24 protein-coding genes and 1 other annotated feature are annotated in these 21,254 nt (G+C 43.4%); of the genes, 3 read left to right on the top strand and 21 right to left on the bottom strand.

Features of this window, described 5'->3' with window-relative positions; all coding sequences use genetic code 11:
• Window positions 1–96 precede the first annotated feature (96 nt).
• From nadA to nadB, 3 genes are read right to left on the bottom strand one after another with little or no spacing between them, the layout of a single operon-like run.
• Complete coding sequence (gene nadA, locus BS1321_RS20590; protein WP_063232847.1) at window positions 97–1,203, bottom strand: quinolinate synthase NadA; 1,107 nt, start codon at window positions 1,201–1,203, stop codon at window positions 97–99.
• The gene (nadC, locus tag BS1321_RS20585) at window positions 1,200–2,051 is read right to left on the bottom strand and encodes a carboxylating nicotinate-nucleotide diphosphorylase (protein ID WP_063232846.1); all 852 of its coding nucleotides are present in this window, start codon (window positions 2,049–2,051) and stop codon (window positions 1,200–1,202) included. The genes nadA and nadC overlap by 4 nt, the downstream gene beginning before the upstream one ends.
• Window positions 2,032–3,615, bottom strand: coding sequence for an L-aspartate oxidase (gene nadB / locus BS1321_RS20580; protein ID WP_069981690.1), 1,584 nt, complete (start codon window positions 3,613–3,615; stop codon window positions 2,032–2,034). Before nadB ends, nadC begins: the two co-directional genes overlap by 20 nt.
• A 103-nt stretch (window positions 3,616–3,718) precedes the next feature.
• Between nadB and BS1321_RS20575 the strand changes: the two genes are divergently transcribed.
• Together BS1321_RS20575 and BS1321_RS20570 are read left to right on the top strand one after the other, a co-directional pair.
• Complete coding sequence (locus BS1321_RS20575) at window positions 3,719–4,846, top strand: IscS subfamily cysteine desulfurase (protein ID WP_063232845.1); 1,128 nt, start codon at window positions 3,719–3,721, stop codon at window positions 4,844–4,846.
• A 49-nt stretch (window positions 4,847–4,895) separates the two neighbouring features.
• Window positions 4,896–5,426, top strand: a complete 531-nt coding sequence (locus BS1321_RS20570) for a transcription repressor NadR (RefSeq protein WP_063232844.1) — start codon at window positions 4,896–4,898, stop codon at window positions 5,424–5,426.
• 57 nt (window positions 5,427–5,483) lie between these two features.
• Here BS1321_RS20570 and BS1321_RS20565 read toward each other — a convergent pair whose 3' ends face one another.
• The 11 genes from BS1321_RS20565 to BS1321_RS20515 all read right to left on the bottom strand — a co-directional run bounded on the left by BS1321_RS20565 (window position 5,484) and on the right by BS1321_RS20515 (window position 14,757).
• Window positions 5,484–6,176 carry a DUF6944 family repetitive protein gene (locus BS1321_RS20565; RefSeq protein WP_063232843.1) on the bottom strand — a complete coding sequence of 231 codons (693 nt, stop codon included), beginning with the start codon at window positions 6,174–6,176 and terminating at the stop codon, window positions 5,484–5,486.
• A gap of 401 nt (window positions 6,177–6,577) precedes the next feature.
• Window positions 6,578–7,453: a prephenate dehydratase gene (gene pheA / locus BS1321_RS20560; protein WP_063232842.1), complete on the bottom strand. Its 876-nt coding sequence runs from the start codon at window positions 7,451–7,453 to the stop codon at window positions 6,578–6,580.
• Between the two features lie 130 nt (window positions 7,454–7,583).
• Complete coding sequence (locus BS1321_RS20555; RefSeq protein WP_230160348.1) at window positions 7,584–7,976, bottom strand: ACT domain-containing protein; 393 nt, start codon at window positions 7,974–7,976, stop codon at window positions 7,584–7,586.
• A gap of 97 nt (window positions 7,977–8,073) precedes the next feature.
• Window positions 8,074–9,363, bottom strand: coding sequence for a GTPase ObgE (gene obgE, locus BS1321_RS20550; RefSeq protein ID WP_063232840.1), 1,290 nt, complete (start codon window positions 9,361–9,363; stop codon window positions 8,074–8,076).
• A gap of 48 nt (window positions 9,364–9,411) precedes the next feature.
• Window positions 9,412–9,963: a Spo0B domain-containing protein gene (locus BS1321_RS20545; RefSeq protein ID WP_063232839.1), complete on the bottom strand. Its 552-nt coding sequence runs from the start codon at window positions 9,961–9,963 to the stop codon at window positions 9,412–9,414.
• A 540-nt stretch (window positions 9,964–10,503) separates the two neighbouring features.
• Window positions 10,504–10,794, bottom strand: coding sequence for a 50S ribosomal protein L27 (gene rpmA / locus BS1321_RS20540; RefSeq protein ID WP_034308845.1), 291 nt, complete (start codon window positions 10,792–10,794; stop codon window positions 10,504–10,506).
• A 12-nt stretch (window positions 10,795–10,806) separates the two neighbouring features.
• Entirely contained in the window at window positions 10,807–11,139 is a 333-nt protein-coding gene (locus BS1321_RS20535; RefSeq protein ID WP_063232838.1) for a ribosomal-processing cysteine protease Prp, read from the bottom strand.
• A gap of 13 nt (window positions 11,140–11,152) precedes the next feature.
• The gene (gene rplU, locus BS1321_RS20530; protein WP_034308849.1) at window positions 11,153–11,461 is read right to left on the bottom strand and encodes a 50S ribosomal protein L21; all 309 of its coding nucleotides are present in this window, start codon (window positions 11,459–11,461) and stop codon (window positions 11,153–11,155) included.
• Between the two features lie 13 nt (window positions 11,462–11,474).
• Window positions 11,475–11,558, bottom strand: a sequence feature (ribosomal protein L21 leader region).
• Between the two features lie 75 nt (window positions 11,559–11,633).
• Window positions 11,634–13,106 carry an Rne/Rng family ribonuclease gene (locus BS1321_RS20525; protein WP_232522822.1) on the bottom strand — a complete coding sequence of 491 codons (1,473 nt, stop codon included), beginning with the start codon at window positions 13,104–13,106 and terminating at the stop codon, window positions 11,634–11,636.
• A gap of 42 nt (window positions 13,107–13,148) precedes the next feature.
• Window positions 13,149–14,015, bottom strand: coding sequence for a M50 family metallopeptidase (locus BS1321_RS20520; protein ID WP_063232836.1), 867 nt, complete (start codon window positions 14,013–14,015; stop codon window positions 13,149–13,151).
• Window positions 14,008–14,757 (bottom strand): M23 family metallopeptidase, encoded by a 750-nt coding sequence (locus BS1321_RS20515; protein WP_063232835.1) that lies wholly within the window; start codon window positions 14,755–14,757, stop codon window positions 14,008–14,010. The genes BS1321_RS20520 and BS1321_RS20515 overlap by 8 nt, the downstream gene beginning before the upstream one ends.
• A 260-nt stretch (window positions 14,758–15,017) precedes the next feature.
• On the opposite strand from BS1321_RS20515, the gene BS1321_RS20510 reads away from it, so the two are divergent.
• Complete coding sequence (locus BS1321_RS20510; RefSeq protein ID WP_034308861.1) at window positions 15,018–15,461, top strand: S1 domain-containing RNA-binding protein; 444 nt, start codon at window positions 15,018–15,020, stop codon at window positions 15,459–15,461.
• A 130-nt stretch (window positions 15,462–15,591) separates the two neighbouring features.
• Here BS1321_RS20510 and minD read toward each other — a convergent pair whose 3' ends face one another.
• The 7 genes from minD to BS1321_RS20475 form a co-directional block, all read right to left on the bottom strand.
• Window positions 15,592–16,395 carry a septum site-determining protein MinD gene (gene minD, locus BS1321_RS20505; RefSeq protein ID WP_034308862.1) on the bottom strand — a complete coding sequence of 268 codons (804 nt, stop codon included), beginning with the start codon at window positions 16,393–16,395 and terminating at the stop codon, window positions 15,592–15,594.
• A 2-nt stretch (window positions 16,396–16,397) separates the two neighbouring features.
• Window positions 16,398–17,081, bottom strand: a complete 684-nt coding sequence (minC, locus tag BS1321_RS20500; RefSeq protein ID WP_063232834.1) for a septum site-determining protein MinC — start codon at window positions 17,079–17,081, stop codon at window positions 16,398–16,400.
• Window positions 17,082–17,197: 116 nt separating this feature from the next.
• Window positions 17,198–17,716, bottom strand: a complete 519-nt coding sequence (gene mreD / locus BS1321_RS20495; protein WP_063232833.1) for a rod shape-determining protein MreD — start codon at window positions 17,714–17,716, stop codon at window positions 17,198–17,200.
• Window positions 17,713–18,585, bottom strand: a complete 873-nt coding sequence (gene mreC / locus BS1321_RS20490) for a rod shape-determining protein MreC (protein ID WP_034308869.1) — start codon at window positions 18,583–18,585, stop codon at window positions 17,713–17,715. The genes mreD and mreC overlap by 4 nt, the downstream gene beginning before the upstream one ends.
• 136 nt (window positions 18,586–18,721) lie before the next feature.
• Complete coding sequence (locus tag BS1321_RS20485; protein ID WP_063232832.1) at window positions 18,722–19,741, bottom strand: rod shape-determining protein; 1,020 nt, start codon at window positions 19,739–19,741, stop codon at window positions 18,722–18,724.
• A gap of 150 nt (window positions 19,742–19,891) precedes the next feature.
• On the bottom strand, window positions 19,892–20,566 hold the full coding sequence (radC, locus tag BS1321_RS20480; protein WP_053537324.1) for a RadC family protein: 675 nt from the start codon (window positions 20,564–20,566) through the stop codon (window positions 19,892–19,894).
• A gap of 59 nt (window positions 20,567–20,625) precedes the next feature.
• Entirely contained in the window at window positions 20,626–21,195 is a 570-nt protein-coding gene (locus BS1321_RS20475) for a Maf family protein (RefSeq protein ID WP_063232831.1), read from the bottom strand.
• Window positions 21,196–21,254: the final 59 nt, after the last annotated feature.

Below are 21,254 nucleotides of genomic sequence, written 5' to 3'. Positions count from 1 at the left end.
AGTTCTTACCTGTTTCGATTACATAAAAAAAAAGGGGGGGCCTTGCCCCCCTTTTTCTTATGATCCCAAAGTCTTTTTAAGATGGAAGGCACTTACTCAAACGCGTTCCAGCATTCTGTTTAAAGCTAGGATGGCATTATCCGCAATGCCCTTCTCCACTTTTATCGGATTGATGATTATACCTTCTTCAATGGATTCAAGCGCCCACAGCAGGTGAGGCAGATCAATCCGGTTCATTGTAAGACATGGACACATATTCGGATTTAACGAGATGATGTTCTTATCAGGATTATTGGCAATAAGTCGCTTGACAAGGTTCATTTCCGTGCCGATTGCCCAAGAACTACCTGGTTCGGCTCTTTCGATCATATTTATGATGTACGATGTCGAACCCGCATAATCTGACAGTGCGACTACCTCACGGCGACATTCGGGATGAACGATGATATTCATTTCTGGCTGCTCCGCTCGAAGCGTTTCAATATTCGCCGTAGTGAAATTTTCATGGACCGAACAATGTCCTTTCCAAAGAAGTACCTTCAGATCATCAAGTTCCCCTTCATAGATCAATTCATCATTATGCGGATCCCAGACAGCCATTTCATTCAATGGAATTCCAAGGTCAAAGGCTGTATTCCTCCCAAGATGCTGATCGGGAAGAAAAAGAATCCTTTCTTTTTGCGAGAGGGCCCACGAGACCATCCCTTGTGCATTGGAAGACGTCACGGTCGCCCCGCCATTTTTCCCTACAAAAGCTTTGATGGCCGCGGTCGAATTAACATAAGTAAGCGGTAGGATCGTATCGCCAAATACATCCTGAAGCTTTGTCCACGCCCGTTCCGTTTGTTCAATATCCGCCATATCTGCCATGGAACAGCCTGCACGCATGTCAGGAAGGATAACCGTCTGCCCTTCTTCCGTCAGAATATCGGCTGTTTCAGCCATGAAATGCACGCCACAAAACACGATATAATCCGCTTCGCGATTTTGCGCGGAAAGCTGAGCCAATTGAAGTGAATCTCCCGTTGAATCCGAAAATTGAATGACTTCCTCCCGTTGATAATGATGACCTGGGATATAAAGACGGTTCCCCAGTCGTTTCTTGATGTCATGGACCCGATTCTCCATATCTTCCTTTGTCATCGTTTTATACTTTTCAGGCAATGCATTTCCTGCTGTACTAGCCATCTCCAATATGTTCATTTCATTATCCCCTCACGTTCTTTGACCTTCGCGCTAATATCAAGTGCCCTGACACTGTGCGTCAAGCTGCCCAACGAAATATAATCTACCCCTGTTTCCCGATATGAGGCTAGATTTCCTAAATGGATCCCTCCAGAAGCTTCAGTTATGATGTGGGCGGGAACCAGTTTAATCAGTTGCTTGATTTCTTCGGGGCTCCGGTTATCGAACATGATGATATCTGCACCGGCTTCCACTGCTTCAAGCACCTGTTGTATTGATTCCGTTTCCACTTCCACTTTAGTGGTATGTCCCAGTTTGGATTTTACCGTTTGAACCGCTTTCGTTATGGACCCAGCGAAAGAAATATGGTTGTCCTTTATCATGACTGCATCATACAGACCATATCGGTGATTGAATGCCCCGCCGGAACGGACCGCATATTTTTCAAGCATCCGCAGGCCTGGTGTAGTTTTCCTCGTATCACAAGCTCTCGTCTTCGTCCCCGCTAAAATCATGGCAGCTTTATGAGCCTGCGTGGCGATGCCGGACATACGCTGCACTAAATTCAAAACAACCCGTTCCCCTTTTAAAAGAGAGGCCATATCGCCGGTCATTTTTGCAAGCTGCTGTCCTTCTGCAAAAACTTCGCCATCTTGAACAAAAAGGAAAACCTCGATTTGCTCATCCAACAATGCAAATCCCGTCTTGATGACGTCCCCTCCACTAAAGACCCCGCCTTCTTTTGCGATGAAAGTCAAAGTTCCTTGTTCACCTTGATCAAAAATCGTATCACTCGTTACATCGCATTCCCCTATATCTTCCATTAAAAATTGTTGCAGCATCTGCTTAAGCTTCAATATATTCATATAGTCGTCTCCCTTTCACTCGGTTTTTCACATCCGTGCAAGCAAGGATAACCGAATTTTCAAGCCATTGGGCGTCATTTTCGCTTGGATGGTCACTGCGGAAATGACCGCCCCTGCTTTCCGTTCTGGTCAATGCGGATTCGGCAATCAGCCACGCCACGATTATGGCATTGATTTTCGTTATTTCTTGTATCGGTAATGCCGTTACTTCCATATGCAGCAATTTTTCGATATTGAATGTCTCAAGATAATCCTTCAGTCGAGTTAAACCCGCTTCATTTCGAACGATTCCCGCTTCATTCATTAATTTTTCCTGCAATGTCGTGAGATCAGGTAAAAAGGAAAATTGACTGGAACTCTTGGACTGCTCTTTTTCTTCCGGTATCGACCTTGCCGGCACTTTAGCAAGCAAACGGCCAAGCGTATTTCCAAAAACCAGCCCTTCGAGAAGGGAGTTGCTTGCCAATCGGTTCGCACCGTGTACACCCGTGCATGCCACTTCACCAACTGCATACAAAGATGGGACAGAGGTTTGCCCCGATTCATCCACTTCAATCCCTCCCATTAGAAAATGGTTTCCAGGTGCAACGGGAATTTTTCCCAATTGAAGGTCCAGCCCGCTTTTTTCACATAATGAGCTCACTGTCGGAAAACGATTTTTAAAATCCTTAATCATCGAAATATCCAAAAATACCTTTTCACCGCGCTGCAAATAAGAAAAAATCGTCTGTGCAACAATATGCCTTGGTGCTAGATCTTTCAAGCTATGGACATCCTCCATGATCGGCCTTCCCATTTCCGTCACTAATCTCGCACCATCCCCGCGAACAGCTTCTGAGACCAGCCCTTTCGCTTTGCCATTTACAAAAAGCAGGGTCGGATGGAACTGTATGAATTCCATGTCACGAACTTTTGCACCGGCCTTGAATGCAAGTGCGATTCCATCACCTGAAACCGTTTGTGAATTTGAAGTGAAATGGTATAGGGAACCACAGCCGCCTGTCGCCAAAACCGTCTGTTCAGCATGATAGGTAACAAGTTCCCCTGCCTTATCAAGTGTGTTGACGCCTATGCAAGAATCATCTTTCCCGATGATCAACTCCACTGCAGCAACATTCTCCATTACAGTAATCGATGATTTTTTCAAGCACCCTATAAGATGTTCCATGATGTACTTTCCTGTAGCATCCCCGTGACTATGAAGGATTCTTCGTTCACTGTGGGCGCCCTCCATGCCAAGTAATAGAGTTCCGTCATGATCATGGTCAAATCGCATACCCGATTCAATAAGTTCAGCTATAACCGAAGGTGCCTCTTCGACGAGTTTTTCCACTGCCTTCACCTTGTTATATCGCTGACCAGCCGCCAGCGTATCTTTTTTATGTAAAGATACTCTGTCACGATCAGATATTGCAGCAGCAATCCCGCCCTGAGCTAAATAAGAATTACCATGACGGATATTTGATTTTGTGATGAGTATCACATGCTTATGTTCACTTGCTTCCAATGCCGTTTTCAAGGCAGCAATCCCGCTGCCTATCACGATGATTTCCGCTTTTACCATTTTTTCATTCCTCCTGTTTATGACAGGTGTCTTGACAACTATATTTACATATTATTAAACTATAATCAAGAGTTTTTTAAGTTTAAAGGATGGAAGTGATTTCTTGATTTATTTGGATTACGCCGCTACAACTCCGATTGATGAGGAGGCTCTCGACGTATTCAGCCAAGCATCCCGGAAGTTTTTCGGGAATGCGAGCAGTTTGCATGATATTGGCTCTGAAGCGGCACGTTTATTGGATATGTCACGGCAGCAACTAGCAGAAATGCTGAACATAAAAAAGGAAGGAATCATCTTTACGAGCGGCGGATCAGAAAGCAACATGCTTGCCATAGATACATTCATCGCTTCGAAACCATCCTGGCAGAACCACTTGATTGTAAGCCGAACTGAACATGCATCACTTGGCAATTTCGTGGCAAAGCTTGAACAAGAAGGTTTCGAGGTTACTTATTTACGGCATTTGGAAGATGGCCGTGTTGATATTGAACATCTGCAGGAATGTATGTCGGAGAAAACATGCTTGGTCATTGTCCAGCATGTGAATTCGGAAATCGGGGTCATTCAACCCATTGAGCAAATAAGTGAAATCGTTCGAAAACACCAGGCTTTTTTTCATGTGGATTGTGTCCAATCATTTGCTAAATTACCGCTTGGGAAGATTGCTGCCTCATGTGATGGACTATCCATTTCCAGTCATAAAGTTTATGGTCCAAAAGGGACTGGGGCCGTCATTTTCCCGGCCATCCATCAGTTGAAGCCTTCGGTACCGAATATCACTCATGAATATGGTTTCCGACCAGGAACAGTGGACGTCCCCGGAATAGCTTCCTTTGTAACCGCTGCTAAGAAATTGGGGGATATCATGGAAGATGAACGAAAAAGGATTTCCACACTTAGGATGCAATTGATTCAACGGCTAACGGAAAGGAAAATCGATTTTCAAATCATCGAAGCAAAAAACGAGCAATTGCCTCACATTCTGGCGCTGACCTTCGCTGGATTGCAAGGACAGTACATCATGCTGGAATTAAACCAGAAAGGATTCGCTGTTTCGACGGGAAGCGCCTGTCAAATCGGTAAACAGGATCCTTCAAAAACGATGATGGCCATTGGGAAAAGCGAAGATGAAGCCCATCAATTCGTCCGCTTTTCCTTTGGCAAAAACACGACGGCCGACGACATTCAGAAGTTGGCAGACTGCATCGAAGGAATAGCTGCCATTCGATAAAACCGTCCATTCTGTGTTAGAATGATTGTAATTAAAGAGGTGAATGTTTATGGAAAGAAAGAAATTACTCGGGGAAGAAAGACGGACGAAACTCTTACATTTATTGCAAAAAAGCACGGAGCCAGTAACAGGCAGCGAGCTTTCGCAGATAACGAATGTAAGCCGGCAGGTTATCGTTGGTGACATAACCCTCCTGAAAGCGCGGAATGAACCTATCATTGCCACGAGCCAAGGCTATCTGTACTTACAAACGGGGAGCACTCAAAAGCCGGAAAGGATCATTGCTTGCCAGCACGATCCTTCCCGGACCCAGGAAGAGCTATATTTACTCGTGGATATCGGCATCACGGTGAAGGATGTCAAAATCGAGCACCCCGTATACGGCGACCTAACTGCTTCCATCATGGTCAGCAGCCGTAAAGAAGTCCAGCAATTCCTTTCAAGGGTGACGGCAACGAACGCATCTTTTTTATCGGAACTAACGAGCGGCATCCATCTTCATACACTGAGCGCATCATCTGAAGAACTGCTCGACGAAGCGGAGTGTGCTTTGAGGGATGCAGGCATTTTAGTCGATTGAATTAACGAAAAACCCTCAAAAGCCTAAATTTTGAGGGTTTTTTTATTGGCCTTATGCTCACTCATCATTGGCATTGCTATCATTTGAGCTGTCATCCCCGGAGTTTTCTTCGTTACTTCTCAACTGCCCTATAAGACTGATGACGGAGCCGACTGCCTGAATCCAGCCTCCCATCACTTGAACCAATTCAGCATCAGATGGCTTCTCTTCCAAATCAGGATATTGATATTTTTGTAGCTCCTGCTCCTCCTTATCTTGTTCTTCTTGCTCTTGATCCTTTTCTTGGTCTTTATCTTGAACACTATTTTTAAGTTCGGCAATTCCACCTATCGCTTGCATCGAATTCCCAATCGCCTGCAACAAATTTCCCGTAACATTGAAAGCCTGCTCCGGTTCATCTGGATTTTCGAATGCCCCCGCCAAAGCGGTACCTCCGCCCAACGCTTGAATCAGATTGCCTTTAATGATCAATTCCTGTTTGGTTACTTCATCGAAATCAATGACTAATCCTAAGATAACCGTCGAATTCCCGATCGCCTGTAATACATTACCGAATTTATCCAGCGACCAGGTTTCTTCTGCGTCCGCCAATAGGGCATTTCCTGTTGCTTGAAGTTCATTTCCAATCAAATCCAACTTTTCACGAAATTCTTCGTCCAAGACATTGGATGGTGTACCCGCAACAGCAGAAATGACAGTTCCTATCGCTTGAGTCCAAGAACCGAAAGTTTCTTTGAATTGACTATCCATCTCTGCTGACCACCACCCTCTCTCTGCATTTTTGATTAAAAAAAGGTGCATCCACTGATTTAGTCATCAACGTATGTATTACTGTTCCTATTTCCACAGGCGGCCTACCGGGATTTACTTATTGTATTTGCGTTCATTACAATAGGTGTTTGTTTTTCATCCAGAATCATGTGCTCTATTTATAATGAAAAACTTTCGCCCATCATCCTCAAAATTAAAAAATGAATGCCTTCCTTCCTGCCCTTTACCTGCCTATTTCTATATTCATAAAATGACAGCCAACCGTTTTAGGAACTTGTACAAGGTAAATATAAACCACACAAAAAAACGCCCCGGAAATACTCCCGGGGCACCCTTCTTATTCATTGTATAAAACTCAGCTGAAGTTCAAAAATGATAAATCATCGTTGCGGTACTCCAGTTTGGACTTTAAAGCATGAATAGCTTCCCATGATCGAAACCGTACACCCTAAGGCCTCAAGCTCAGATATCGCTCCTGGGATGAGAACATCATCAAGGGGCATTTCAATGTCGATGATGAAAAAGTAATTGCCTAATCCTGTTTTCATGGGTCTTGATTCAATCTTTGAAAGGTTAAGTTTCCTCCAGGAAAACGCGGAAAGGACTTGGTGCAACTGCCCTGAGTGGTCGGCAGGCAGCTGAATCATCAAGGTCGTTTTCTTGTCCCCTTCAACGGTCAAATGCCCTTCATAGTCGACTTCACTGTTGGATACGACGATAAACTTGGTGTGATTATGTTCGTAATCGTGAATATTTTGTTTTACAATCGTCAATCCGTACTCCTCTGCAGCCATATCATTTGCAATCGCAGCAATATTGATATCGGGATTCTCCATCACCATCTTCGCAGCGGCTGCAGTGGATGTAACATACTCATAAGGAATGCCCCTTAGCTCATTATGTAGAAATTTGCGGCATTGAGCGATGGCATGGGAATGCGAATAAACCATGTCAGGTTTGAAACCAGGATATGCATGATCCGGATGTACCATATAATGCTGTTGGATTGGAATCGTCACTTCGCCTTTCATCGGTAATGTGACTTCATGAACTAAGTAATCCATCGTTATATTTACCGAACCCTCCAAAGCATTCTCGATCGGCACGAGCGCGTGATTCACTTCCCCGTCCCGAACAGCATCAAGGCAGTCCGGAATCGTGTTCATCGGTATTTTTATATCATTAGGAAATAGTCGCGATACAGCTAAATCCGTGAACGTTGCTTTTGGTCCAAGAAATGCAATTTTTGATGTCATATTATAAACTCCTTCTCACGGAAAATCTACTGTTTATGTTATGCCATTTTCTGATTTTTTACAATAGTTAATCGTTAATTTCCTCTTACAAATAAAAACAGCCTGTACATGTGAAATGTACAGGCTGTTTTCATGCGCCGTTACCAATGATTTCGACTTTTTCGACGAACTCCATTTTACGCAGTTTAGTAAGCAGTTCATCAATATTCATCGTCATCCCACCTGTATTCAGGGATAGGGTGACATTTGCACGTCCTTGCAAAGGAATCGTTTGGTGGATGGTCATGATGTTGCATCCGGATGAGGCGACGAGCCGTAAGAGCTCCGATAGAGTACCAGAACGATCTTCGAGATAGAAGAACAGTGTAATCAGCTTTTCCTTAACAACTGTATGAAACGGAAAAACCGTGTCACGGTATTTGTAAAAAGCACTCCTGCTTAGATCCACTCGCTGTACCGCTTCCCAAACTGATTCTGCTTTTCCCCGTTCAATCATTTCTTTTGCATCCAGCGTTTTTTTCATCGCTTCGGGAAGGACATCCTCTCGAACGAGGAAAAACTTCTGATCGGCCTTATTCAAACTCCGCACGCCTCCTTTTGCCTGCCATCATGGTTTACAATCAATCAACAAATTCAAATTCATATTCAAGGATACGGACGATGTCGCCATTTGTCGCACCTTTTTGGCGAAGGCCTTCGTCGACTCCGAATGAACGAAGCTGTCTGGCGAAACGACGTATTGACTCTTCACGGGTGAAGTCAGTCATTTTGAATAGACGCTCGATCTTGAATCCTGATACGGCAAAGCTGCCATCGGACTCGCGTTCAATGTTAAATTCATCAGTCTGTGATGTATGTTTATATAGAACCCGGTGGATTCCAGTATTCTCTTCTTCATGTTCAAGAGGGAACTCAGGCGTCTCTTCGATTTTATCGGCAATTGCATAAAGAAGCTCACGGATCCCTTCACGCGTCACGGCAGAAATAGGGAAGACAGGATAGTCTTCTTCCAGCTTTTCTTTGAATGCCGCTAAGTTATCTTCTGAGTCCGGCATATCCATTTTACTTGCTACAATGATTTGCGGACGTTCAGTCAAGCGCAGGTTATACTCTTCCAACTCTTTATTGATTGTTTGATAGTCTTCATATGGATCTCGGCCTTCAAGACCCGACATATCGATTACATGAACGATTACCCTCGTTCTTTCAATATGGCGCAGGAATTGATGTCCAAGGCCCACACCTTCTGAAGCGCCTTCGATCAGACCAGGTAAATCGGCCATGACGAAGCTGCGGTGATCTTCCGTTTCCACCATTCCCAGGTTCGGTACGATCGTCGTAAAATGGTATTCGGCAATTTTAGGCCTTGCTGCGGATACGACAGAAAGCAACGTGGATTTCCCTACACTTGGGAAACCAACCAAACCGACATCAGCCAATAGTTTCAATTCCATGACTATATCGCGTTCTTGGCCCGGTTCCCCGTTCTCCGCGATTTCAGGTGCAGGATTGGCAGGTGTGGCAAAACGGGAATTTCCCCGGCCTCCGCGGCCACCTTTGGCGATAATGGCGCGTTGCCCGTGCTCAACTAAATCAGCAATGACTTCCTTCGTTTTATCATCAATGACAACCGTGCCAGGTGGAACCTTGATGACCATATCCTTTGCGGCCGCACCATGCATGTTTTTGGACATGCCATGTTCTCCGCGAGGTGCCTTAAAGTGACGTTGATAACGGAAATCCATTAATGTACGCAAGCCCTCTTCCACTTCAAAAACGACATTGGCCCCATTACCGCCATCTCCGCCGGCAGGTCCGCCTTTAGGTATGAATTTCTCACGACGATAAGCAACTATCCCGTTACCACCGTCTCCGCCTTTTACATAGACTTTCGTTTGATCGACAAACATGCTATCACTTCCTTGTTTTCTGCAAGTCATTTCTTGCTGTATACTTCTCTAAAAGTTAATATCCATCTTAAAAAATATTTCATCCTCATTACATTCAAGAATTTCAATTGATTGCTCAGCCGTTAATGAACTTCCCAAAAACTCGATCACTGGTGATTGATCAATGAACCTGCCTTGCATATGAAATGAACAGTGCATATCGCTCACTTCTTTTTTACACAAGGAAACAGCCAGTATATTTTCAAAAAACGGGTCCAGATTCTTATCCAGAATTTTGAAGAAATCGTTTGTCCAGCGATACATCAGCCCGTCCATTTCAGTTGAGCCTTCAAAAACATCAATGATTTCATATTCGCAATAAAATGATCCATTATTCCAATTCGACGTCAACAACATCTCGGTGAACTTAGGTAAATTCAAACTGGAGAGGCGTGCTTCATTCTGGGTTTCAACAATGATTTCATCAATGATTTCATCAATGATGCCCTTGACACGATCGATTCTGTTCAACTCCAGATTCCCTTTGATGATTTGAATTTTATTCAGCCAGTCATGCCTGGTTTGACGCAGAGTTTCAATAGTCGTCCAATTTTTATCCATTATTAACACCTTCAATTATGATAAAGAAACTTTTTTTCAGCTCTATCATGTTGAATACTTCCATTTGTACAGTATATCAAAAAAACAACAAACAGGAAATGAAGCTCGATTCACATGCCTTCACATGAAAGCCCCCGTCCAAAAAATACAGCCGCACACCCTGAGTTCTTTGGACGATGGTAGAGCCATTTGAACTAAAAAAGAGAATGGGCCTTATTTATGCACCAATTGGAGATATTATAGTTGAATTGGAGTGTCTATGTGGTTTAACCAAATCGGATGGATGAGTAATCTTGGATTTCTCCCCCTGAAAGTTTAAGAAAGCCCGCCGATTGGCGAGCCTTTTGTAAGTCAGAGGTTGTTTTCCTTATACTAATGACTAAAGTCTCCTGCAAACTGCTGGTTCGTTCCTATAGTATAAATAAAGGGCCGGACCCCTTCATCACTATATAGCATACCATTATTAAAAATGACGCGGTATATAGTGTCTTGTAGAAGGAATCAGACCCTTTTGAGTCAGCCTCTGTTCAAAGATGCCAATTATGCTTCTTGTGCAACTGGATATACGCTTACTTTTTTACGGTCACGTCCGAAACGTTCGAATTTAACAACACCGTCTACTTTAGCGTATAGAGTATCGTCTCCACCACGGCCTACGTTCTCACCTGGATAGATTTTTGTTCCGCGTTGACGGTAAAGGATAGAACCACCAGAAACGAATTGACCATCTGCACGTTTAGCGCCAAGACGCTTAGATTGAGAGTCACGTCCGTTCTTTGTAGAACCTACTCCTTTTTTCGAAGCGAAGAACTGAAGATTTAATCTTAACATTTGTTCCACCTCCTATTGGTTGAGGATAATTTTCATGTATTTACCATAATCACGTTCGATAGTTTGCAGCGATATGAGCATACTGTTCAAGAGCAGCTGAACCTTCTCTTCCGATTCCAATGAAAGATTCCCCGGAATGACGCAGCGAAGATAGCCGCCTTCTCTCCCTTGCTCAATCTCAGGCTCTACGTCCGTTAAGGACATGATCGCATTGACTGCCCCGAAGGAAACAGCCGATACACCTGCACAAACGATATCAGAACCTTTTTTAGCAAAATTAGCATGTCCGCTTAAGGTGAACGAAGCAATCCGTTCCTGCGGAGCATCAAATACAACTTTAATCATCTAGAATCAGCCCTTACGCGTTGATTGCTTCGATAACAACTTTTGTGTATGGTTGACGATGACCTTGTTTTTTACGATTGTTCTTTTTCGCTTTGTATTTGAAAACAGTGATTTTCTTTTGCTTACCTTGTTTTTCGACAGTACCTGTTACAGTAGCGCCTTCAACTAGTGGAGCACCGACTTTCACGTCTTCGCCACCTACGAATAAAACTTTGTCAAATGTAACAGTTTCGCCTGCTTCTGCGTTTAATTTTTCAATGTAAACCGCTTCGCCAGCTGCTACTTTAATTTGTTTACCGCCAGTTTCGATAATTGCGTACATACTTGCACCTCCTTAAATGTCTCAGACTCGCCAATCACAGGCGTTTTACCAGAAAGGCAAAAGCTTAAAACCTGTTGTTGAGCGGTTGTAGCACGGGTGCTACAAACATAACATTAAAATCCTAACATGAAACAGGAAAGGCTGTCAATATATTTATAAGAATTCCTGCTCTTCACCCGAAAGCCCGCCCGATTTCCTGAATGCTCCCGAAGCGCTTGATGGAATAGGCATTCCTCGAACCTGGGATAAAAGATAGGAATATCTTTTTAGCGATCAATTCCTCCAGTGTAGGCCGATATGATTCCTTTTCACCCAGCAGCACGTCCGCCACCGCTTTACTGACCTCCACCCAGACCGCTTCTTCATCCGTCTTCCTGTGTTCCAGCAGTTCCCGTTCCAACCGGAAGGCCACCGTTTCCGGGCTCTCGATTTTACCGCTTCCACTGCACACGGGGCAAGGCACCGACATCATTTCACTTAAAGACGGGGAGGTTCGCTTTCTCGTCATTTGTAAAATGCCCAATTCCGTAAAGCCGATGACCTGGATTCGCTTCTCATCCCTCACCGCTTCCTTTTTCACGATTTCGATGATTTCCTGCTCATGCCGTGAATTGTCCATATTGATGAAATCTATCAAGATGATTCCGCTGATATTCCTCAATCTCAGTTGACGGGCTACCTCTTTCGCAGCAGCCTGATTAACCGCAAACAATGTTGCTTCCTTCGCCACCTTGCCGGTGAACTTACCTGAATTGACATCGATTACGGTGAAAGCTTCCGTTTCTTCAAAAATTAAATATCCGCCATTCTCAAGCCAAACGATTTTCTTGGCCATTTTCTCAACTTGCGCTTCCACATTCCATTCGGAAAAAACATTCTTCGGACCAGATACATGGGATATTACCCACTCCTTACGGTTTTCCTGTATCCACTTTTTCAACTCCCGATAAGCCTCGAAATCATCGATGGTAAGTTCCCCGGTCGCCGTTCCCGACATTTCTGAAATGATCATGTCAAGGTATGCGTCCCTCTCATAGAGAAGGGACGGGGCCTTGAGGGAAGCAGCCTTTACTTCAAACCCTTTATAGAGCTCCCGCAATCCAGTTAACCTGTCAAGGAAGACCGATTCACTTTCGTTCTCCATCGAGGTGCGGACAATCAATCCCTCATCAGGATTTTTATATTGCAGGGCCGTTTCCCGCCACTGCTTATGAAGATCATCGTTTTTGAATTTCTTTGAAACACCAACATAATCTATTCCATGTATGTATACGAGGGAATCTGTTGAAAACTCGATCAACCCAGTCAATTTAGCTCCTTTGGTGCCCGTTTCATCCCGAGTCACCTGAACTAGCAGCTTTTCTCCTTGACGGACAAGTTGACCGATGGATGCTTTCCCATCACTTTTTTTTGTCAGCTGGAAAGAGGGAATCTCGTCACGGTGTAAAAAACCATTCTTCTCTGCACCATAATCTATGAAGACGGCATCCATTCCCGGTAACACCTTCGTCACCTTCCCAAGATAAATATTACCGACCGTACTGCGCTTTTGAGGCGGCATGATTTCAAGTTTACGTAAAACACCATTCTCAAGTACGGCCACTCTTTTTTCGCGTGAAGCTAGGTTCGCGATCATTTTTTTCATCAAAAAAAATCCTCTCCTCAATTTGAAGAAAGGATAACATATTTAATAAGAATATAATAGGTCGCCGATTTTCCCGTTTGTCATTTTCTCTGAAAAATATGCATGAAGGATTTCCGTTTCATCCAACGAGCCGCTCTCTTTCCCGTTTTTCATGATGATGACGGGGTGTTTACAGCCGCGTTGAAACAGTTCCAGCACTTTATAAATCGGTTCTTGTGAATCCACCGAAATCGGCTTCAGTTTCGCCAAATCATTCGTATGCCCGTAATGGCGCTGCAAAAGAAAGCGGATGAACGCATAATATCTCTGCCGCCATTCCATTACGAGTGAGAGACTTATGAAAAAGATGATGAGCCAGATGTTCAAATTGAGCGGATCCAGAATGAGCCAGGTCAAAAAAGCCAGGACAGCGAATACTGCAGAAAAGTGAAGTGTATGTTTCTGCGCTTCCAGAAAGGTGCAGTATAGGGATACACCGATGAATAGCAGCCGTCCCCCGTCCAAGGGCCAAATTGGCAGCAGATTAAAAATCAGCAGCATAAGATTCATATACAAAAAGGGTTGATACAGCTCATATGGGATAATGGTAAAGAAATAGAGCAAAAAAGCTGCACCAATGAGCCAAACATGTTGAAGCGGACCGGCAAGCACCACCGCCAAATCCTCCTTCAAACTCTTATTTCCGTACTCCTCAGTCTCGACAGCCCCACCAAAAGGAAGCAGCTGGATTGACTTTATCCGCCATTTGAAGTGCTGGGCACAGACAGCATGCCCCATTTCATGAATGAAGACGATGAGCAACAGCATCATCACTTCAATGAAATGGGCAGTGAGGATGGCGATGCCAATTACAAACCACAATGTCGGGTGCACCCTGATTTTAAACAGCAATTTCCCATATTCACTCAAAGGAAATCACCTTTTTAGGATCGACGAAAGCATCATTTTCTTTTATCGCTAAATAAAATCTGCCCTTGGATCCATCTTCACTTAGTGTAACCTGTCCCACTTCATTGCCCTTTTTAACGAACTCATACAATTTCACATCAATTCCTTCCAGCTGCCCATACCAAGATTCACTTTTATTGGCATGCTGTATGACGACAGTCTTTCCAATCCCCTCCTTTTCACCAGCAAAAATGACTACTCCTTCATTGACGGCCTCGACCTTTGAGCCTTTGCTCGTTTCCAATATGATTCCCTCACCGTTCGTCTCGAAGGTTTGGGTAATCTTCGCAGAAGCTGGCATTGCATATTCTTCATTCGAATCAACAGTTTCCGTATTGGCTTCATTCGGTAAAAAAGCGATCGGTTTACCAAACGCACTTTCATACCAGTTGGAGATTGAAGCGAACTGAAATTCCTTGTTCATGTTCTCCGTGACAAAACTTCTGGCAGGGTCCAGCCGCACAGAAGGGTGTTTGAACATCACCGCGATAATCAGGAAAAGGCATACACTGGCAAGGATTTTAAAGAAAAAATATTCTTTCTTGAAGAGCGGATGATCTTTCTCGGAATACCCGTTATATGAATCAATCCCATATGGTTCCTCATTGTTGATCTCCGTCCAACTACTGCTTCCTGCCGGTTTATCATTAAACTTACGTCTCTTGGCAATACGATTGCGGATATCTTTCCTGCGATCATCCATTCCAGATTTCCCCCCCCTGCTCATGTCAAAGCGCTATATTACAACGTATGAGCAACTTGTCCGGACTATGACGGAGAAAATATTTTCTTTCTACACATCCCTGAAAAAATTTTTTCCAATGAAAAATTCACCGGAAACTTATGAATTTCCAAGGAGATTCGGACATCGATTCAGAAAATCGAATAATTGAGATTGATATTGTTCCCTAGAATTTGTTATAATAAAGTGGTTTTAACATTATTGAGGGGGAACATTTTTTTATGTCAATCGAAATAGGCAGCAAAGTACAAGGTAAAGTAACAGGTATCACTAATTTTGGAGCATTCGTAGAATTACCAGGAGGCTCAACAGGTCTTGTGCATATCAGTGAGGTAGCAGATAGCTATGTAAAAGACGTAAATGACCATCTTAAAGTAGGCGACCAAATTGAAGTAAAAGTGATTAGTGAGAAAGACGGAAAAACTGCCTTGTCCATCAAAAAGGCTATAGATAGACCCGAAGGGCAAACCTCTTCTTATACCAAACGCCCACCACGCCAAGGGGATAGCCGTTCTAAAGATTTTCGTTCAAAAGGTAATTTCCAACCAAAGGAAAATTTCGAAGATAAAATGGTTCGCTTTTTAAAGACTAGTGAAGAAAATTTATCGACTCTTAAACGCAGCACTGAATCAAAACGCGGCGGCAGAGGCGGAAGACGCGGATAACCCGCTGGATTTTAGCATATTGAACAGGCAAGCCAATATATGGCTTGCCTTTTTTATTTACATGAAGTTCCGTGCGCAAAAAAAAGCGAGGGCATCAAATGCTCCCCGCTTCTTGATATGAAATATAGATTTACCGCACGCTAAAGAATTTTTTCAATTTGGACATGAATCCCTTTGGTTCGCTGCCAATTGGAGTCAAGGGCACAGATTCACCAAGGATCCTTCTGGCAATGTTCCGATAGGCAAGCGAAACTCTATTGTCCGGATTATAGGCAATGGGTTCCTTTTTATTCGCTGCCACTATGACTTGGTCATCATCAGGAATGACGCCGATCAAATCAATCTTAAGAAAATCGGCAACTCCATCGATATCCATTTCTTCATCCTCATGAAGCAAATGGCCACGTATCCGGTTAATGATCAATTGAGGCGGTTCAATATGCTCTTCTTTTTCAAGCAGGCCAATAATACGGTCAGCATCCCTTACAGCCGGTCTCTCTGCAGTCGTAACTATGATCGCCTTGTCTGCCCCAGCTATGGCATTCCTGAAGCCCTGTTCAATGCCTGCAGGGCAATCAATGATGACATAATCATAGTCAGGCTTCATATCGCTTATGAGTTTCCTCATCTGCTCTTCATTCACCACTGTTTTATCACTATTTTGCGGAGCTGGAAGCAGATAAAGCAAATCCTCGAAATGCTTATCTTTAATAAGCGCTTGATGTATCTTACAGCGCCCTTCGACCACATCGACCAAATCATAGATGATGCGATTCTCCAATCCCATGATCACATCCAAATTCCGAAGACCAATATCCGTATCAATCAAGCAAACCTTTTTGCCTAGAAGAGCTAAAGATGTTCCTAAATTGGCGGAGGTGGTCGTTTTCCCGACACCACCCTTACCGGATGTTATAACTATTGCCTCTCCCACGATTAGAGACCCCCTTCTAATCTATTTAAATTAGGTCTATATTTCTTTAAGACTTGCAGTTTTTCTATTATGATATTTTCTTCTTCATCCATGAAGGCACATTCCAGGTCATGTCCCCATTTCGTATATTGGTCAGGAGATAAATTCACTTGTCCGGCAATGCGCAGCTGTGCAGGCTTCATGACGGAGGCAGCTATAATGGCCTCATTATTCCCTTTATATCCGGCATGGGCTATTCCCTTGAGCTGTCCCATGATATATATGTTGCCACCCGCACGAACCGTTCCGTCGGGATTGACATCCCCAATTAGAAGTAAGTCTCCAGGAACTTCAAAAACCTGTCCCGACCTTATCACCTTGGTCACGGTCGTCACTTGGTTTTCATCTTTCCATCGTTTCGCTTCATCCTTCGTCAGGACATTCGAAATCATCTCATCTACGAAAAGCTTCTTCTTTTTATGGATGACCTCTTTAATCTTTTCTTCTTGTTGTTCATCAAGATAGCGGTTCCCTGTATGTACTTTTACGGAAATGGACGGGTCATTTTCTTGAAACTGATAGTTTGCCGAAAGCTTCACTTCTAACTCTTTCAATAATTCGGAAAATGAGCAAGAATCATCGAGATGAAGCATAAACCCGTCTTTTGTTCCCTTAATCATGACATTTTGCTGAATTCTTTTATTCATGACGTTTGTTTCACCTCAATGAAATATAATTCGACATAGGAAAACAAATTTCCTTTTTCTACGTACACGGAAAAGAGAAAATACATTTCTCACCTGCTTCTTAAGACACAGGAACGTTATTCCGTTTCACCTTGCAAATCAAGCTTTTCAATCATTCTCTTTAAAGGATAGCAGCTGATAATAATGAATGCGAGATTCAATAATAATGTCGGAATCAATCTCCGTTCCGCAAATTCACCAAATCCCATATCTGCAAATGATAGGATGATATTCATCTGAAAGATGACAACCTCTAAAACTGCCGTGGATAAAAGCGCAGTAAGGCAGGCAATCAATATATTATTTTGCAGGATTTTCATGCTTTTCGAGATCAGATAGGCAAGAAAAGGCAGCAGGAACATGTAAATCCCAAGGATTTCCGTATATACAACATCATAAGTCAACCCAAGAATCGCCCCATAAAACATACCCATTTTCCTGGACCCGTACATGGTCAGGAAAAAAACGAAAATCATCATGAAATGGGGCACGAGGATTTTATCGGCCCCGAATGCGTCGCCAGCGAACATCTGGGCGAAGATGCTTTCAAAAACAAAAAAAACCAAGGCTATAAAAGAAAGGATGAAATATCTCACTCAGCTTCATCCTCCCCTTCACTTTCTTTCGGTACACCGTCCACTTCGCGCTGAACGACCATAACATTATTAATATCATAAAAATCCGTCGAAGGTTCAATATATGCGGTCTGGTTCAATCCATATTGATCCACTTTGACATCGACAACTTTACCGATCAGCAGACCTTTCGGAAAGATCCCTCCATAACCGGATGTGATGACCAATGAATTTTTCTTGATCTTTTTATCATATGGAATCCGTTTCATCAGCAAAAGGTTCTTCTTATCATCGAATCCTTCAATCAAGCCATATGCTTTATCATCACCTTGAACGATCGCCGAGACACGGTTGGCTTTATCGATCGAACTTAAAAGTTGAACCGAGGCCGTGAAATCCGTCGCTGATTTCACCTTACCGACTAGCCCATTGGACGTGATGACAGCCATGTTTTTTTCTACCCCATTACGCTTCCCTTTATTAATCGTCAGCATTTCATGCCAGCGGTCGGGATTACGTCCAATGACCGTCGCCTGGGTGGGCGAATACTTCCGCAGGTCATCTTCTTTTTTGAGGTTATCGCGAAGTTCTTCATTTTCTTCCTTTAAATCTTGGACTTGGGTTTTCAATAATACATATTCATCCAAGCGGGCTTTTAATTTTTTGTTTTCATCGTATGTATGTTGAAGGTCTTTTAAGCCCCCTACAAAACCTGTTATACCCGATACTGGCTTATTAAACACATTTCCGACCCAGCCTGTCGTATCTTTCAGGAATTGCTCCGGCCAAGTCAACTCTTCTCTCTCCCTTAATGAAAAACCGATCAATGCCACGAGAACGATAATACTAACGAGCAAGAGAAGGAGCTTTTTATTAAAAAACTGTGGCATGGTGATTACACCTCTATCTAAAATTTACTCTATGGTCTTAAACTTACACTATGGATTTAATTAAACAGCAAAACATAAGAAAAACCGGCTCAAAATTGCACCTTTTGTTGAGCCGGCCCTATTTGAGAAGTAATGCTTATCGCGAATCTCTTGATTTAGTCTTGAATAAATGAATGTGGTCCAGCGCTTTTCCCGTTCCGATTGCAACACAATCCAGTGGATTTTCAGCGATGATCACCGGCATTTGCGTTTCTTCACTGATGACTTTATCCAAATTGCGCAGCAAAGCACCCCCGCCTGTCAATACAATGCCTCTGTCCATGATGTCAGCGGCTAATTCAGGTGGTGTTTTCTCTAAAGTGTTTTTCACGGAATCCACAATTGCAGAAACTGTGTCGCTTAATGCTTTGGATATTTCCTCAGCTGTAATTTCGATCGTTTTCGGTAATCCTGTCAATAGGTCACGGCCGCGAATTTCCATGTTTTCTACGCCTTCCGTGTCTCCAGCAGAACCAATTTCCATTTTGATCGCTTCAGCAGTACGCTCACCGATCATCAAATTGTAGTTCTTACGGATGTAAACGATAATGGCATCATCCATTTCGTCACCGGCAATTCGGATCGATTGGCTTGTAACGATACCGCCAAGGGAAATGATTGCCACTTCCGTCGTTCCTCCGCCGATATCAACGACCATGCTGCCTGTAGGCTCCCAAACAGGAAGGTCCGCACCGATCGCTGCTGCAAACGGTTCTTCGATAGGATATGCGTCACGGGCTCCAGCTTGTCTAGCTGCAGCGATGACTGCACGCTGCTCAACTGCCGTAATTCCAGAAGGCACACAAATCATGACATATGGCTTGTTGCCGAATACGCCCTTCTTTTGAGCTTCCTTCATATAGTACTTCATCATGGTAGCCGTCGTTTCATAATCGGCAATTACTCCATCCTTCATCGGGCGAAGGGCAACCACGTTACCAGGTGTACGGCCGATCATGTTTTTCGCATCGTTTCCTACTGCAACGATTTGCTTTGTATCTGTTTGCACAGCTACAACCGATGGTTCACGTACTGCGATACCTTTTCCTTTCACATAGACAAGCGTATTCGCCGTCCCTAAATCAATCCCTATATCTCTAGCGCCAATTCCAAACATTATGGTATCTCCCTTTCGTAAACAAAAATGCCTTTTTTTATAAGTTCAAATAATAATTTGTCGTTTTTTGACAATAAGAGTTTTGAAAAAGTTTCCTCTTTTAAAAATCATAAACAATATTATATCGTATCGTCAAAAATTTTGATAGTGTCATAAATAACCTTTTTCCTTCAAACTAACATATTTATGCTCCCCGATGATGATATGGTCCAATACTTCAATCCCGATTATTTTACCACATTCGACTAGCCTTTTCGTCACTTCAATATCTTCTCTGCTGGGAGAGGGGTCTCCGGAGGGGTGGTTATGAAGACAGATGATAGAGGCAGCGGACCTTTTGAAAGCCTCTTTAAAGACCTCGCGCGGATGCACGATCGAGGCATTGAGGCTGCCGATGAATACCGTAGTTTTTTGAAGCACTTGATTTTTCGTATTTAAATAGAGACAGACGAAATGTTCCTGTGATAAAAACCGCATTTCTTCCATGCAATAATTGGCTCCATCTTCAGGAGATCGAATCACATAACGGTCTTGATCATTCAAATTGTTAATTCTCCTGCCAAGTTCGACAGAGGCAAGGATTTGAATCGCTTTTGCTTCACCAATCCCTTTAATAACTGTCAGTTCTTCCACTGAGGCTTCTTTTAGTAGGCGCAGGCCCTTGAAGGAATTGATGAGTCTGCCAGATAGTTGCAGGACTGATTCTTCCCTTGATCCCGTCCTCAATAGCAAAGCGAGCAATTCCTGATTGGAGAGACTTTGCGGTCCGTCCTGCAGAAACCTTTCGCGCGGCCTCTCTTCTTTCGGGTAATCCCGTATTAACATTTTTTCGCTCAAAAAATCAACCCTTCCTTAGAAAAGGGAAGATGCCAGAGGAAATCAGATTATCCTAACTCTTCCTGCATCGCTTTAAGTTCCCGGGCCAGTCTTGAGACCGGAAGCCCGACGACTGAGAAATAGTCACCTTTGATTTGTTCGACAAGAAGAGATCCGTATCCTTGAATCCCATAGCCGCCAGCTTTGTCAAAAGGTTCCCCGCTATCCAGATAACGTTCGATTTCATTTTCTGGCAGCTCCCAAAATGTCACTTCCGTTTTTTCTGCAAATACTCTGCGATGCTTGCCGAATAGGATGGCGACACCTGTGTATACTTCATGTGTCCGTCCTGATAACATTTCCAGCATTCTTTTTCCATCCGCCCGGCTTGTCGGCTTACCCAATATCTCACCATCAAGGACAACAACGGTATCCGAGCCGATTACCCAGCTTTCCTGAAATTTTGCTGCGATGGCTTCCGCTTTACGGGTGGCCAGTTCTTTCACCGCTGCATCAGGAAACATGTTTTCATCAATACTTTCATCGACATTGGAATTCATGCTTTCAAAGGGGATTTGAAGAAATTGTAGAAGTTCTTTACGACGTGGTGATGAAGAAGCTAAAATCAATGGCTGCATAATATAAAAGTCACCTTTCTTTACATAGGGAGATACATATCTATCCTATCAAATTATGA

It is taken from the genome of Peribacillus simplex NBRC 15720 = DSM 1321 (genome assembly GCF_002243645.1).
GTDB classification, from domain to species: Bacteria; Bacillota; Bacilli; order Bacillales; family DSM-1321; genus Peribacillus; species Peribacillus simplex.
Note: the sequence above shows the minus strand (reverse complement) of the source record. Positions and strands in the feature narration are given on the sequence as shown.

What these genes read in the sequence shown, in the direction of transcription:
- nadB (WP_069981690.1), bottom strand. Translation starts at nt 3,615, where the DNA reads ATGGTAAAAGCGGAAATCATCGTGATAGGCAGCGGGATTGCTGCCTTG.
- BS1321_RS20525 (WP_232522822.1), bottom strand. Translation starts at nt 13,106, where the DNA reads ATGAAAAAAATGATCGCGAACCTAGCTTCACGCGAAAAAAGAGTGGCC.
- nadC (WP_063232846.1), bottom strand. Translation starts at nt 2,051, where the DNA reads ATGAATATATTGAAGCTTAAGCAGATGCTGCAACAATTTTTAATGGAA.
- minC (WP_063232834.1), bottom strand. Translation starts at nt 17,081, where the DNA reads ATGAATAAAAGAATTCAGCAAAATGTCATGATTAAGGGAACAAAAGAC.
- BS1321_RS20485 (WP_063232832.1), bottom strand. Translation starts at nt 19,741, where the DNA reads ATGTTTGGAATTGGCGCTAGAGATATAGGGATTGATTTAGGGACGGCG.
- radC (WP_053537324.1), bottom strand. Translation starts at nt 20,566, where the DNA reads ATGTTAATACGGGATTACCCGAAAGAAGAGAGGCCGCGCGAAAGGTTT.
- rplU (WP_034308849.1), bottom strand. Translation starts at nt 11,461, where the DNA reads ATGTACGCAATTATCGAAACTGGCGGTAAACAAATTAAAGTAGCAGCT.
- obgE (WP_063232840.1), bottom strand. Translation starts at nt 9,363, where the DNA reads ATGTTTGTCGATCAAACGAAAGTCTATGTAAAAGGCGGAGACGGTGGT.
- pheA (WP_063232842.1), bottom strand. Translation starts at nt 7,453, where the DNA reads ATGACATCAAAAATTGCATTTCTTGGACCAAAAGCAACGTTCACGGAT.
- BS1321_RS20545 (WP_063232839.1), bottom strand. Translation starts at nt 9,963, where the DNA reads ATGGATAAAAATTGGACGACTATTGAAACTCTGCGTCAAACCAGGCAT.
- rpmA (WP_034308845.1), bottom strand. Translation starts at nt 10,794, where the DNA reads ATGTTAAGATTAAATCTTCAGTTCTTCGCTTCGAAAAAAGGAGTAGGT.
- BS1321_RS20570 (WP_063232844.1), top strand. Translation starts at nt 4,896, where the DNA reads ATGGAAAGAAAGAAATTACTCGGGGAAGAAAGACGGACGAAACTCTTA.
- BS1321_RS20510 (WP_034308861.1), top strand. Translation starts at nt 15,018, where the DNA reads ATGTCAATCGAAATAGGCAGCAAAGTACAAGGTAAAGTAACAGGTATC.
- BS1321_RS20535 (WP_063232838.1), bottom strand. Translation starts at nt 11,139, where the DNA reads ATGATTAAAGTTGTATTTGATGCTCCGCAGGAACGGATTGCTTCGTTC.
- mreC (WP_034308869.1), bottom strand. Translation starts at nt 18,585, where the DNA reads ATGCCACAGTTTTTTAATAAAAAGCTCCTTCTCTTGCTCGTTAGTATT.
- nadA (WP_063232847.1), bottom strand. Translation starts at nt 1,203, where the DNA reads ATGAACATATTGGAGATGGCTAGTACAGCAGGAAATGCATTGCCTGAA.
- BS1321_RS20565 (WP_063232843.1), bottom strand. Translation starts at nt 6,176, where the DNA reads ATGGATAGTCAATTCAAAGAAACTTTCGGTTCTTGGACTCAAGCGATA.
- BS1321_RS20515 (WP_063232835.1), bottom strand. Translation starts at nt 14,757, where the DNA reads ATGGATGATCGCAGGAAAGATATCCGCAATCGTATTGCCAAGAGACGT.
- BS1321_RS20475 (WP_063232831.1), bottom strand. Translation starts at nt 21,195, where the DNA reads ATGCAGCCATTGATTTTAGCTTCTTCATCACCACGTCGTAAAGAACTT.
- BS1321_RS20555 (WP_230160348.1), bottom strand. Translation starts at nt 7,976, where the DNA reads ATGAAAAAAACGCTGGATGCAAAAGAAATGATTGAACGGGGAAAAGCA.